Annotated in this window: 12 protein-coding genes; 2 read left to right on the top strand and 10 right to left on the bottom strand. The window is 43.6% G+C overall.

Annotated features, from left to right (window positions below):
• Positions 1-80: 80 nt before the first annotated feature.
• The 10 genes from IE164_RS00725 to rpsT all read right to left on the bottom strand — a co-directional run bounded on the left by IE164_RS00725 (position 81) and on the right by rpsT (position 10,811).
• Entirely contained in the window at positions 81-311 is a 231-nt protein-coding gene (locus IE164_RS00725) for a response regulator transcription factor (RefSeq protein ID WP_189628268.1), read from the bottom strand.
• Between the two features lie 188 nt (positions 312-499).
• Positions 500-2,278, bottom strand: a complete 1,779-nt coding sequence (locus tag IE164_RS00720; protein WP_189628267.1) for a LytTR family transcriptional regulator DNA-binding domain-containing protein — start codon at positions 2,276-2,278, stop codon at positions 500-502.
• A 27-nt stretch (positions 2,279-2,305) separates the two neighbouring features.
• The gene (locus IE164_RS00715; protein ID WP_189628266.1) at positions 2,306-4,054 is read right to left on the bottom strand and encodes a LytTR family transcriptional regulator; all 1,749 of its coding nucleotides are present in this window, start codon (positions 4,052-4,054) and stop codon (positions 2,306-2,308) included.
• Between the two features lie 294 nt (positions 4,055-4,348).
• A complete protein-coding gene (gene rny, locus IE164_RS00710; protein WP_189628265.1) occupies positions 4,349-5,914 on the bottom strand; it encodes a ribonuclease Y in 1,566 nt (521 codons plus the stop codon).
• A gap of 59 nt (positions 5,915-5,973) precedes the next feature.
• Positions 5,974-6,261, bottom strand: a complete 288-nt coding sequence (locus IE164_RS00705; protein ID WP_189628264.1) for a cell division protein ZapA — start codon at positions 6,259-6,261, stop codon at positions 5,974-5,976.
• Positions 6,262-6,272: 11 nt separating this feature from the next.
• Positions 6,273-6,566, bottom strand: coding sequence for a coiled-coil domain-containing protein (locus IE164_RS00700; RefSeq protein WP_229838473.1), 294 nt, complete (start codon positions 6,564-6,566; stop codon positions 6,273-6,275).
• A complete protein-coding gene (gene pheT / locus IE164_RS00695; protein ID WP_189628263.1) occupies positions 6,566-8,980 on the bottom strand; it encodes a phenylalanine--tRNA ligase subunit beta in 2,415 nt (804 codons plus the stop codon). The genes IE164_RS00700 and pheT overlap by 1 nt, the downstream gene beginning before the upstream one ends.
• Positions 8,981-9,044: 64 nt before the next feature.
• Positions 9,045-9,662 carry a DUF1684 domain-containing protein gene (locus IE164_RS00690; RefSeq protein WP_189628262.1) on the bottom strand — a complete coding sequence of 206 codons (618 nt, stop codon included), beginning with the start codon at positions 9,660-9,662 and terminating at the stop codon, positions 9,045-9,047.
• Between the two features lie 98 nt (positions 9,663-9,760).
• A complete protein-coding gene (radC, locus tag IE164_RS00685; protein ID WP_189628261.1) occupies positions 9,761-10,450 on the bottom strand; it encodes a RadC family protein in 690 nt (229 codons plus the stop codon).
• Between the two features lie 109 nt (positions 10,451-10,559).
• Positions 10,560-10,811 (bottom strand): 30S ribosomal protein S20, encoded by a 252-nt coding sequence (rpsT, locus tag IE164_RS00680; protein WP_189628260.1) that lies wholly within the window; start codon positions 10,809-10,811, stop codon positions 10,560-10,562.
• A 197-nt stretch (positions 10,812-11,008) separates the two neighbouring features.
• Here rpsT and IE164_RS00675 point away from each other — a divergent pair, with 197 nt between their 5' ends.
• Both IE164_RS00675 and IE164_RS00670 read left to right on the top strand, forming a co-directional pair.
• Positions 11,009-11,755, top strand: a complete 747-nt coding sequence (locus IE164_RS00675) for a DUF4488 domain-containing protein (protein WP_189628259.1) — start codon at positions 11,009-11,011, stop codon at positions 11,753-11,755.
• A 110-nt stretch (positions 11,756-11,865) separates the two neighbouring features.
• Entirely contained in the window at positions 11,866-12,369 is a 504-nt protein-coding gene (locus IE164_RS00670; protein ID WP_189628258.1) for a hypothetical protein, read from the top strand.
• Positions 12,370-12,375 lie beyond the last annotated feature (6 nt).

Raw genomic sequence — 12,375 nt, 5'->3', positions numbered from 1 at the left:
AATGGCGGGGAGAACCGTGTGTACTCCCCAACCAAGAGACTCAACTAAACCGACTATATTTCTTTTATTGCCTTTTATGGTTAGCCCATAAAAGGGAGCAGAACCAAAGCCCAGTCGGCACTGGAGTGCAGGCCAAGTTTGTTTCTGATGTTCTTCCTATGTTCATCATAGGTAAGCACCGAAATGGAAAGGGCCGATGCTATGTCGCTTCTGGAACTGCCCTTAGCCATATGCGTGAGAATCTCAACCTCTCTGGCAGAGAGAAGCTCAAGAATTCTCTTCTTGTCTTTAGTCTGAATTTTGTTGGTCATTGGAATGTGTGGGTACCCTAATTGGAGTACTGATTGTTGTTACTCAATTTGGTGAATGAGCGGCCCAATTTCAGATAAATGTCATGACTGACGGGTTAGTTGTCATGAACGACATGTTGAAAAAGCCTTGTGAATAGAAGGGGTTGGCTTGGTGTTGTCACGAACAACGTTAAAAGTAGTACTAAATGTCAGGCGGTGTTGCGCAGCAGTTCGTCTATGTCGTCCTTAAAGCTGCGGCTCACACTAATCTCTGTGTCGTCATTAAGTACCAATTTTGATTTATAGATAGACTTTACCTGGTTTAGATTTACAATAAAGCTTCTATGAACCTGAATGAAATTATTGGGTAGTTCATCCATGAGGCTTTTAAGAGAGTTTCTGTCAATTTCCGGTTTGGTTTTACTGGTCAAATGAAATTCCAGATATGGACCATCGGAACGAACAAAGCGGAGGTCACTGAGCTTTATCAAGGCCTTGCTTTTAAGACTTATAAACTCTACCTCCTGAGTTTGACTCTGCGCTTCTTCCAGCTGGCTTTTTAACTGGCTCAGCTCGGTAGATTTTACTACGTTGTCTTTTTTAACCCGGTGATAGTATCTGTATACAATTGAAAGTACTGTTAAAAGTATCAGGCTTAGGGCAATCACCTGAAAGGTAAGCCCCTGATAAAACTCTTTAGAGGAGCTCTCTTCTTCAAGGCGTTCGTTAGCATCGAGCAGGGCCAGTTGGTTTCTTTGTTCAATCAGTCGGTTGGTCTGAACGGCTTCTTTGGCCGCCAGGCCCAGGTCGTTGTACATTTTCTGATATTGAAGCGCCAACTCAGTGTCGCCAAGCCCTTCATGGATTTGCGCCACAAGCTCAAAGCCATTCTGACTCATGTGTATAATGCTATTTGTATTGATGAACTGCTCGAAGGTTTTAGATGCCTGGAGGCCTTTCTGCCACTGGCCACTGGCTATATAGAGCTCCATTTTGGCAAGTAGCAGGTCGGTGTAAGCAGGTGGAGGAAAACGGTGTTGCTTATAAAAATCGTCTGCGTTGTTAAGTAATGTTTCTGCCAGCGGAAATTGTTGACGTTCTATAGCAATTCTACCCAACTCTATTTGGGGTTTTAGGGCTTGCTGCCAATTGTTGGTTGTTTGAGCTTTGTTAAGGGTTTTTTGATAGTAGAAATGAGCAGAGTCTGAAAGGTTAAGCTGTTTGAAGGCTCTTGCCATATTGGAGTAAACGGCAGTTTGAACAGATTCTGAGGGAAAGTTTTCTACATCGATAAGTCGGAGGGCATCTAGTGCGCGATCATATAATTCCAGTTGGGCCAACATCTGACCAAGGTTGAAGTAGCTCATCTGTTGGGTTTCTGGCCGAACATCGCCCGATAGTTCAATGGCTCTTTCCAAGGAGTGAATAGCTTCGGCAAAAAGACCAAGAGCTCTGTAGGCGTTGGATAGGTTGCCGAAGGCGGCAATTCGGGCATCGGTATATTCGCTATCGTTTTCGGTAAGTTTCAGTACTTCTCTGAAAACATCGGCCGATTGCGCATGTTCGCGCGAACGGTTGTAGGCCAGCCCTAGAAAACTCATGCTTCGTATTTGAAGGTTTTTGGAGCCTAGCTCGGCAAAGTTCTTCCGGCTTATCTCCAAAAGGTCTATGGCTTCTGCATGTCTGCTCTGATGGTAAAGGGCAACTCCTTCTATCAGGTCCTTAGCAGCTTCAGCAAATTCTTTGTCGTTAATATCGGGGTCGGAGAGTACTTCGGAGTAGTAGTACAGGCTATCCAGTTGGTTCCGGTTATAAGTTACACTTAGGGTAACAATGGCTTCGAGTCTTGCCCTTTCCGTTTTTGCCATTAAAATATCTGACTTAAGGTCATTAAAGTCTTGCTGAGCCTTTGACTCCGCGCTTAGCAAAAGTCCTAAATACAGAATGAATTGAGCGATGGGGAATAGTCTTGTTCTTGTGTTCTTCATTATTAATCAACTCTTGCCATTGTCCTTTTAGGCGGGCATGTTCAATAGTGATTCTACCTCTTCTTTGAAGCTTCTACTCACATTCAACTCGGTGCCATCTTCAAGCACCAGTTTGGTGGCGTATATAGATTTAATGTGGTCTATATTTACAATATAGCTCCGGTGTACCTGAATAAATTTATTGGAGGGGAGCTCGGAAAGAATGTTCTTGAGCGTATTTCGGTCTACTTCCGGTTTCTGTTTTTCGTCCAGATAGATTTCAATATAAGGCCCATCGGACTGAATGTATTTGATTTCTTCCAGTTTGAGGAGTGCTTTGCTTTTTAGCGTTATAAATTCTCGCTGAGTGGCCAGTTGCGATCGATGGGTTAAGTCTCTCAGTTTTTCTTTGAGTTGTTCAAGCTCATTTTCTTTTACCAACTTCTCGCTCCGTTCTTTTCTAAAGTTTCTATAGTACGTATAGGCGAGGCCAACTACTAAGAGTGTAATAACACTTACTATGATGAGGTTTCGGGTGAGGTTGGTTTTTACTCTGGTAGATTCTACCAGTATTTCGCTGCGAGCCAGATCGTATTCTGCCGTAATCTCATCGATAGTCTTTATGTTTTTAAAGTACTCCAGACTGTCGTCCAGAGCTTTCCATTTTTTTAAAATTTGCAGGGCTAGTTTGTCCTGCCCATCTTTTTCATAGGCTTCGGAAAGAAATTCGTACCGATCGCGTAAGTCGTCTATTCTTTGCTGGGTAAGTGCTTTGGTAATTGACTGGTTAATGAGTGCAATGGCTTTTGCGGTTTCTCCAAACTTCAGTTCGGCCTGAGCCTCTAAAAAATCAAGCTCACCTGATAGAAACATGTCTTCGCCAGGTTCGTTGAGTGCTCTTGCCTGGTGGAGATAGTGATAGCAACTGTCTTGATTTTCAGCTTCTAAAAAGTTATGAGCAATATTCTGATAGGTGTTTACTAAACCCAGAGTGTTTCTTGTGGCTGTGTATATAGGGAGTGACTTTTTCAGATAGGTGTTGCTGGAATCGAGTTGAGCAATTTTTCTGAAGTTGACAGAAATGTTATTGTAGCATCTGGCCGCTAATACCGGTTGTTTGAAGCTCATGGCTGTGGCGGCAGCTTCTTTGAGTATAGTGTTGGACTTATCAATAAGATCCATTCGGCCGTAGAGCGTTCCCAAATTGAGCATGGTGTTCACCATGCCTTCAGGGCTATGTTTTTTGTATAGGTCGAGGGCTTCGTTGAACTGTTTGGAGGCTTTTTCGAAATTGCCATCCATTTGTTCTAATATACCCAGCTGATTCAGGGCTAGTGCCCGTCCTATAGGATTTTTTTCATCGTCTGCCAGTACCAGCATTTGCTCGTAAATCTGTTTGGCCTTATCAATTTCGCCCATGCGCTGGTAGGCAATGGCCTGATTGCGTACAATTCTGTCGTAGGTAGTGCGTAGTTTTTTCCGATTAGTAAAGACGAGGGCAGAATCGTAGTAAGCTACGGCCTGTTTAATGCTTCCCGACTGGTAGGCGGCATAACCTATGGCAAAGTACCCTTCTAGTCTTGAAAGGCTGTCTTCTTTTTCTAATAGTAATTTGCCATAGTAAGAGAGGCTGTCCGGGTTTCTGGAGTTTTCCCTCGCTTTACTCATCAGGTAGTCGAAATTTTGCTGCGCAGAGACCATGGTGGTGAGCACAAGGAGGAGCAGTATTGAATAGATTCTGCCAGGGGTCAAAGACATTCGCACAGTGGCAATTACTGCCTCAAAAGACTTAGTCACAGTAGATGTTTAAGGTTAATCTAAAATTGAGGAAAAACCTCCTGACGCAAACTGCCACTGGAGAAATGCTGTATGATTCAACGGATGGAATCACGACTCCAATAAGTGCACGCCTTTCCTAAAATATCAGGAATACTCGACCCGAGCAAGCCGGAAGGGGAACATATTTTAGTTTGTAAAAAAACAGGCTGTTTCGAAAGGCTAAAATTGGCACATGAACCGGCATGTGACATGGGTAGAAAGACACTACCTCTGATTTAGCCATCTGAAACAGCCTGCGTTGCTTTTGATAGACTACTTGGCGTAGTTTACTGCACGCATTTCGCGAATTACCGTGACTTTGATTTGCCCCGGATATTGCATTTCCTTTTCAATTTTTTGAGAAATATCGAATGAAAGCTGAGCCGCCTGAGCATCGGTAACTGACTCGGCATCAACCATTACACGCAGCTCTCGTCCGGCCTGAATGGCGTAGCATTTATTTACTCCTTCAAAGTTGAGGGCAAGAGTTTCAAGTTCTTTGAGTCGTTTTATGTAAGACTCCATCACTTCTCTTCTGGCTCCCGGTCTTGCACCAGATATGGCATCGCAAGCCTGAACCAGAGGAGCAATGAGAGAGGTCATTTCCATCTCATCGTGGTGGGCACCAATGGCGTTACATACTTCCGGATGCTCTTTGTACTTTTTGGCTAGCTCAAAACCTAATATAGCATGTGGCATTTCAGGTTCTTCCGGCCATACCTTGCCAATATCGTGCAATAGTCCGGCACGCTTTGCTCTCTTAGGGTTGAGCCCCAGCTCTGAGGCCATAGTGGCACAGAGGTTGGCTACCTCGCGGGAGTGCTGTAGCAGGTTTTGGCCATAGGAAGATCGGAACCTCATTCGGCCTACCAGTTTAATCAGCTCCGGATGAAGGCCATGAATGCCCAAGTCTATGACTGTGCGCTCACCAGTTTCGGCTATCTCTTCCTCAATGTTTTTTGTGGTTTTGTTCACCACTTCCTCAATTCTGGCGGGGTGAATTCTGCCATCGGTCACTAATCGGTGCAACGACAGGCGGGCTATTTCTCTTCGTACAGGATCGAAACCGGAGATGATAATGGCCTCGGGCGTATCGTCTACTATTATTTCTACACCGGTGGCTGCTTCGAGGGCACGAATGTTTCGGCCTTCACGGCCAATGATTTTACCCTTGATCTCGTCACTTTCTATGTTGAAAATAGAAACGCAGTTTTCAATGGCATGCTCAGTGGCTGTGCGCTGAATAGATTCTATTACAATCTTTTTGGCTTCTTTGGCACCGGAGAGTTTGGCTTCGTCTATAATGTCTTTAATGAGGGCCGAAGCTTTACTCTCGGCTTCGTCTTTCAAGGTTTCAATAAGCTGCTCTCTTGCTTCATCGGCCGAAAGGTTAGCAATTTTTTCTAAGGCTTTTACCTTTTCTTCCACCTTGCTTTCGAGTTCTTCCTTGCGCTTTCTTACAATTTCCAGTTGCGCTTCTACATTTTCTTTGAGGCTGTCGAGTTCGGCTTCTCTGCGGCTAATTTCGGCTTGTTGCTGATTGAGTTTACTCTCTCGTTGCTTGAGCTTATTTTCGTTGGCTATTATCTGATTCTTTTTGCGGTTGGCTTCTTCTTCAAACTCTGCCTTTAGTTTAAAGTATTTGTCTTTGGCCTCTAAGATTTTGTCTTTCTTAATGTTTTCGGCCGTTAGCTCCGCTTCTTTAATGATTTGTTTTCCCCTCTCTTCGAGTTCAAGTGTGGCTTTTGTGTTGAGTTTTTGCAACACAAAGCGACCTAATAAAAAGCCAACTGCCAAAGATCCGATGGCTGTCAGCAAAATAGTTAGCGTTTCTCCCATATGTATTTATAATCTATGCGGAGACCGAATAAAACCTGAGTTGAAATGAAATGACGGTATTAAGAGAGTGCTTGCTTTATGAGGCTATCCAGTCTGTCAATGGTGTTTTCAGCTGTGCTATCGATTGCAGTAAACTCTTCTTCACTTTTCAGTTTAGCTACCATACAGTCAAAGGCCACCATAGCCAGCAGGTCTTCTTTATCATCAATACCAAACTTTTCCCGATAAGACCGAAGTCTTTCGTTGATGAATTTGCCTGCGTTACGTACCCTAGCTTCCTCTTCAGGTTTCACTTTCATTGGGTACTCGCGGTCTCCTATTTTAAGTTTTATTGATAGAAGATCCATTTATCTTAAAGTTAGCTCAAATGAGCTATGCAACGATCAATCTCTTTAATGTACTCGTTTAATTTATTTTTCAACTCAACAGCTTCATCCTTCTCCACTGTTGTGCTAGATACAATTTTAGCGATTTTGTACTGATTTTGAAAATCAGCAAGTTTGGCTTCAAGGCCATTAACTTCAGTTTTTAACTGTTGGTTTACCTGCTCTAATTGTGTGTTTTTAGCTCTTTCCGACTGGTAGGCCTTGATCAGTTCGTTTACTCGTTTCTCGAGAACAGCAAGCTTCTGGTCAATCGGATGGTTGCTCATTATCTTCTAATTGTTGCTTTTAGTTCTTTTTCAAAGACGTTTATCAGCCTTTGCATGGTTTTGTCAATTACTTTGTCAGTCAGTGTTTGTTGCTGGTCTTGTAAAAAGAAACTCATGGCATAGGCTTTTTCATTGGCCCCAATTTTGTCTCCCTGATATACATCGAACACGCGCAAGCCTGTCAATAATTTGCCTGTATTTTTTACGGCAAGCTTCCTAATGTCCTCAAATTTTATCGATTTGTCAACAACTAATGATAAGTCTCTTTTCACTTCCGGATATTTGGAAAGTGGCTCAAAGTCAATCGTTAATGGATAATACTTTTGAAGAGCCTCCCAGTCGAAGTCGGCATAGAAAACTTCCTGCTTCACATCGCAAAGTTTGGCCAGTTTAGGATTAACCTTGCCGAGATGTACCAGCGGTTTTTTTCTGTAACTAAGACTTATACCATAGGCAAAAACATCTGAGCTGGCCTCTTCAATGTCGAGTTGGTGAATTCCAAACTTATTGAGTAACTGATAGACTATTTGCGAGAGGTCGTGAAAGCGAACCAATCTACTTTTGTCTAGCCATGACTCTTGCGCTTGGGCTCCGGTAATAAACAAACTTAGCCTTGATTGCTCGGTGTACTTGTTGTTCTTTTTATGATAAGTGGTGCCAAACTCATAAAGCTTCAGGTCGGTTTGTCTGCGTTTAATGTTACGCTCCAAAACTTCTAAGCCTGAAAAGAGCAGTGATTGGCGCATTACGTTAAGCTCCTCACTCAAAAAGTTTAATATGTGAACATCTTCTTCTGAATTAATGCTCGCGGAGGCTTCGGCATACTGATGTTTGGTCAATGAGTTGGTGATGATCTCGTTGAATCCTGCACCACTCAATAGCCTGGAAGTTTCTTGTTGAAGAGAGTCAGCATCTTTTTTCGGGAACTCCGAAAGAAAAGTAGAGCTCAAAGTTGGTTGTAACTCCACATTGTTATAGCCATATATCCGCAACACTTCTTCGACAATATCGGCTTCGCGCTGCACATCTACCCTGTAAGGAGGTACTATAGCCGTAAAGTTTTCTTCAGTCTTATTTTCCTGCTGTATTTCCAGTCCGGCCAATATTTCATCGACCTCACGAGTGCTCAGTTTTTTTCCTATAAGTTGATTGATTCTGCTATAGGAAACGTCTATGAGGAAATTCTCTATTGGCTGAGGGTATATATCGTGTATTTGGCCAACTACCCGGCCTCCGGCTATTTCTAAAATGAGCTGGGCCGCATACTTGAGGGCGTAGAGCGTAAGATTAGGGTCGGTGCCACGTTCATAGCGAAAGGCAGCATCGGTTTTGAGCTGGTGCCTCTGCGCTGTTTTTCTTATGCTGTCGGCAGAAAAATAGGCACTTTCAAGAAAAACAGTGGTTGTTTTTTCTGTTACTCCCGAGTTTATACCTCCAAATACTCCGGCAATGCATAGGCCTCCCTTCTCGCTGCAAATCATTAGATCTTCTGCAAAAAGCTTTCTCTCTTTTTCATCGAGGGTGGTAAAAGAAGTGCCTTCTTCAAGGTTTTTAACAATTACTTTTTGTCCATCAATAGCGGCCGCATCGAAGGCGTGCATTGGTTGGCCAATGGCATGTAAGACATAGTTGGTAATATCTACCACATTGTTGGTAGGGTTTATACCAATCGCCTTAAGGTATTTTTGTAGCCATTCGGGCGATTCCTGAACGGTGACACCTTCAATTGTGAGGCCCGAATACCTTGGGCAGGCTTCAGTGTTTTCCACACTGAGGTCTACTCCCTTAGAATTAGGGGCAGGTTTAAGATCGTTTACCTTTGGCCATTTAAGTTCCCTTTTGAGTACCGCTTTCAGGTCTCTGGCTACTCCCATGTGAGAGGCCGCATCGGCTCTATTGGGGGTAAGTCCTATCTCAAATACAAAGTCGGAACTTAGCTGAAGGTATTCGGCAGCAGGTGTACCGTTGGGCAGTTGGGTGTCGAGTACCATTATGCCATCGTGAGACTGTCCCAGGCCTATTTCGTCTTCGGCACAAATCATTCCTTCAGAAACCTCGCCTCTGATCTTGGCTTTTTTAATTTGGAAAGGCTCTCCTGTAGTAGGGTAAAGTGTGCTACCTACGGTGGCTACAACTACTTTTTGTCCTTCTGCTACATTAGGAGCTCCGCATACAATGGGGAGTGGCTCATTAGTGCCCACATCAACCCGGGTGAGCTTAAGCTTATCGGCATTGGGGTGTGGTATGCAGTTGGTTACCTGGCCTACAACCAGCCCCTTCAGTCCTCCTTTAATGCTTTCAACCTCTTCAATACCTTCTACTTCCAGTCCGGTTGCGGTAAGCAGGGTGGCAATTTCTTCCGGGCTTTCATGAAGGTCTATGTATTGTTTGAGCCAGTTGAGTGATATTTTCATTTTGCGCTAAATGCTTTTTCAGAGAATGGGCAAAATTAGTGATTAATTGATCCTGTCCGTGTGTTTAATCGTTTTTGTAAATTTTTTCACCGGCTTCTATAGCTACATTCAACATGTTTTCTCTCGGGGGGATAGGGCAACTATACTCTGGGTTAAAGTGGCAGTAGGGATTGTAAGCGGTGTTGAAATCTATAACCACCGAATTGGTGTTTCTATACATCACATCAACATAGCGGCCGCCACCGTAGGTTTCGATAGCACTGGTTTCATCGGCAAACATGAGTGATAGCTTGTTGGCGTTGCGTTCTTCCCAGTCCTGATAGAGCATTACTGTGTGCTCCCTTTCTTTAAGTTTAAAGGTTGCTTTGGCAAAAGGAATGTACTTGAGCTGCTCTCCTGTGGTGGACTCTATAAATATGGGCTGCTTTTTTTCAGTGAGTTCTATTCTTGCGGTTACTTTATAGCTTTCATCAATCGGGTAGTAGTTGAGCCCCTTAAAGTTGAGCTTGTCTTCTTCGAGTAGGGGCGAAGAGGAGGAGAGCATAAAGCCGTTTTTGTCTTTTCGCTCGGTTTCCAACCGAGCTTTGTAATCTGCAGAGCTCTCGCCAATGGTCAGGAAGTTGAAAATGGTAATGGCTACTATGGCTACAATTAGTAGAATGAACAAGTTGCTCTTTTTCATAAGGCTTGAGGCTATGCTGTGTTAGCGTATTTTTCAGAACGCGAAGTTAAGGGTGGTAGTTTAAAAAGTGAAGCACAAGTGTTTTGATGGTCAGTTCCCTAGAGCAGGGCTTCATCGGCAAAGCTAAAGTAGCCGTTGTCAGTAAAAATAATGTGATCTAGCACAGGTATTTCAAGAAGTTTGCCGGCATGAGCTAATTTTTCGGTTAGCTGAAGGTCGGCCCGGCTGGGTTTTAGATTTCCGCTGGGGTGGTTATGCACCAGTATTATACCGCTAGCAAGATCTTCCAGAGCCTTTTTGAAAATAACTTTTGGGTCTGCCACTGTACCACTCACTCCTCCCAGGCTAATGGGTCTCTTATTAAGTACCTGATTGCTCCTGCTTAGCATAATTACCCAGAATTGTTCTACGGGTTGGTCGAGTAGTTCAGGCGAAATGGCCTCATAGGCATCGGCAGAGCACTTAATTCTAACTTTGGCTCGTTGTTCGCCTGTTTTTCTTCTTCGGCCCAACTCCAGGGCGCTAACAATGCTAATCGCTTTGGCTTCTCCTATTCCTTTGAATTGCATCAAGTCACTGACGGAGAGTTTAGCCAGGTGGTTAAGGTCATGGTTTACACTGGCCAGTATTTTCTTCGATAATTCTACTGCGCTGAGCTCGGTAGAGCCTGAGCCAATGAGTATGGCAACCAATTCTGCATCCGAAAGCGTAGTGCGACCCTTGAGCAGTAGCTTTTCTCTGGGGCGATCTTCTTCGGCCCAACTTTGTATACCCAGTGGTTTCTCCATTATTCAATAATAAAGAAATAATGTGGTAAAATTTAAGTGAAAATAAATTGAGGGCACAAAAAAACCGAGTAGTAAGTACTCGGTTTTCAAAATTTCTTTAACCTATGATTTAGAGGCTGTTTACCAGTTTAGTCAGTTTAGACTTTTGGTTAGAAGCTTTGTTTTTATGAATGATGTTTTTCTTAGCAAGTTTATCCAACATGCTGATAACTTTCTTCAAAAGCTCTTGTGCTTCAGACTTATCAGAAGTATTTCTCAATCGCTTTACAAACGTACGAGTCGTTTTGTTCTGATATCTGTTTCTCAAACGCTTTGCTTCGTTTGATCTGATCCTCTTTAATGCTGACTTATGGTTTGCCATTTAATTTCTGCTTTCTGAATTGGGATGCAAAGATAGGTCTAATTCAATAATTTGCAAAGTATGGTAAAGAAATTTAAAGCCTAAGGTTTTGGCGCACAGCAATTACCCTCTCGCAAGCCATTCCGGGGCCTCAAAATTGACTCTGCCACTCTAATTGATTTCAAAATTACGTATCTTTTCCTCTTAAATGCTTGGCTATGAAATATTTAATAATTCTTCTTGTCTTTTGGGCTGCCCATGTTTTCCCGGGCTCTTCAGTTTCTACCGGTGAGTCTAGGGCCAATGCACTGGAAGGTGCCTGGGAGCTAGAAACTGTAAATGGTGAGCACTATGCGCATAGGGCTGTGTTGCTCATTGAAGAACCTTATGTTTTTTACACCGAGTTCGATGAGGAAGGGAAGCGTTTTATTGGTAGTCAGGGAGGAATGGTAGAAATCATTGCCAATAAACTGTTTTACACCAATGAGTTCAATACCTGGGACGAAAGCCAAATTGGGCAACGTGTAGAGATGACGGCCGAACTGAAAGCGAATAAAGTAACTTTTAGCTATACCGTTGGGGAAGCTACGAATACCATGGTTTTTAACCGAATTGATACGGGTAACAGCGACCTGGCCGGAGCGTGGCGCATTACCGATAGAATGCAGGAGGGCGAAATGCGTGCCATGTCGCAGGGGGCGAGAAAGACCATAAAAGTAATAACCGGTACCCGCTTTCAATGGGCGGCCTATAACCCTGAAAATAAGCAGTTTTCAGGAACAGGGGGAGGGACCATTAGCCTGAAGGATGGTAAGTATACTGAGCACATTGAGTTTTTTTCGCGAAACCCGGATAGGGTGGGGGCATCGCTTACTTTTAATTATGAGGTAAATGGGAACAAATGGGTGCATAGCGGGTTGAGTTCTGCTGGTGAGCCTATTAAAGAAATCTGGACAAGACAATAGCCCTCTTAAAGCTCCTCGCTCTTTTTGGCACGGTAATGGAATAGATAAGCACAATGCATTAATTACCAGGTCCGGACCTTGAAGTAAGTTTTAAACTAAAGATCAAGGTTATGAAAAGAGTAATACTAATTATATCAGCAGTGTTTTTATTCTTTTCTGCCTCTGAGATGTTCGCACAACGAGGAAGGCAGAACGATAGGGATAGAGACCGGAGAGAAGACAGAAGAGAAGATGTGCGCAGAAACGATCGTCACCGCGATCGGGACGAGATAAGAGATCGTCATGGTCGATCGGTTCGTGTGATTGACCGCAGGGTTTACAGAGATCGTGGTTGGAGATATGACAGACGACCGACTCCTGTAAGAAATACCAGGGTTTACTACGATTATGATTTCCGTAATGGCCGGAGAATAGCCGTGCGAAGAGGGTACCGACCAAGTAACCGTCATATTTGGGTGTCAGGTTACTGGCACTACGATCACCGGTTGAGACGCGATATTTGGATAGACGGCCATTGGAGTGTGAGAAGGTCTCACCATAGATGGGTGCCCGGACATTATCGGGTGTTTAATGGCATAAGAATTTGGGTAGAGGGGTGTTGGACGGTTTTTTAACTTGTT

It is taken from the genome of Roseivirga thermotolerans, from assembly GCF_014653175.1.
Taxonomy (GTDB): Bacteria; Bacteroidota; Bacteroidia; order Cytophagales; family Cyclobacteriaceae; genus Roseivirga; species Roseivirga thermotolerans.
Note: the sequence above shows the minus strand (reverse complement) of the source record. Positions and strands in the feature narration are given on the sequence as shown.

Bases quoted from the DNA above. Each gene is read 5' to 3' on its own strand.
- IE164_RS00720 (WP_189628267.1), bottom strand. From the start codon at position 2,278: ATGAAGAACACAAGAACAAGACTATTCCCCATCGCTCAATTCATTCTG.
- IE164_RS00675 (WP_189628259.1), top strand. From the start codon at position 11,009: ATGAAATATTTAATAATTCTTCTTGTCTTTTGGGCTGCCCATGTTTTC.
- IE164_RS00670 (WP_189628258.1), top strand. From the start codon at position 11,866: ATGAAAAGAGTAATACTAATTATATCAGCAGTGTTTTTATTCTTTTCT.
- pheT (WP_189628263.1), bottom strand. From the start codon at position 8,980: ATGAAAATATCACTCAACTGGCTCAAACAATACATAGACCTTCATGAA.
- IE164_RS00705 (WP_189628264.1), bottom strand. From the start codon at position 6,261: ATGGATCTTCTATCAATAAAACTTAAAATAGGAGACCGCGAGTACCCA.
- rny (WP_189628265.1), bottom strand. From the start codon at position 5,914: ATGGGAGAAACGCTAACTATTTTGCTGACAGCCATCGGATCTTTGGCA.
- IE164_RS00725 (WP_189628268.1), bottom strand. From the start codon at position 311: ATGACCAACAAAATTCAGACTAAAGACAAGAAGAGAATTCTTGAGCTT.
- rpsT (WP_189628260.1), bottom strand. From the start codon at position 10,811: ATGGCAAACCATAAGTCAGCATTAAAGAGGATCAGATCAAACGAAGCA.
- IE164_RS00690 (WP_189628262.1), bottom strand. From the start codon at position 9,662: ATGAAAAAGAGCAACTTGTTCATTCTACTAATTGTAGCCATAGTAGCC.
- IE164_RS00700 (WP_229838473.1), bottom strand. From the start codon at position 6,566: ATGAGCAACCATCCGATTGACCAGAAGCTTGCTGTTCTCGAGAAACGA.
- radC (WP_189628261.1), bottom strand. From the start codon at position 10,450: ATGGAGAAACCACTGGGTATACAAAGTTGGGCCGAAGAAGATCGCCCC.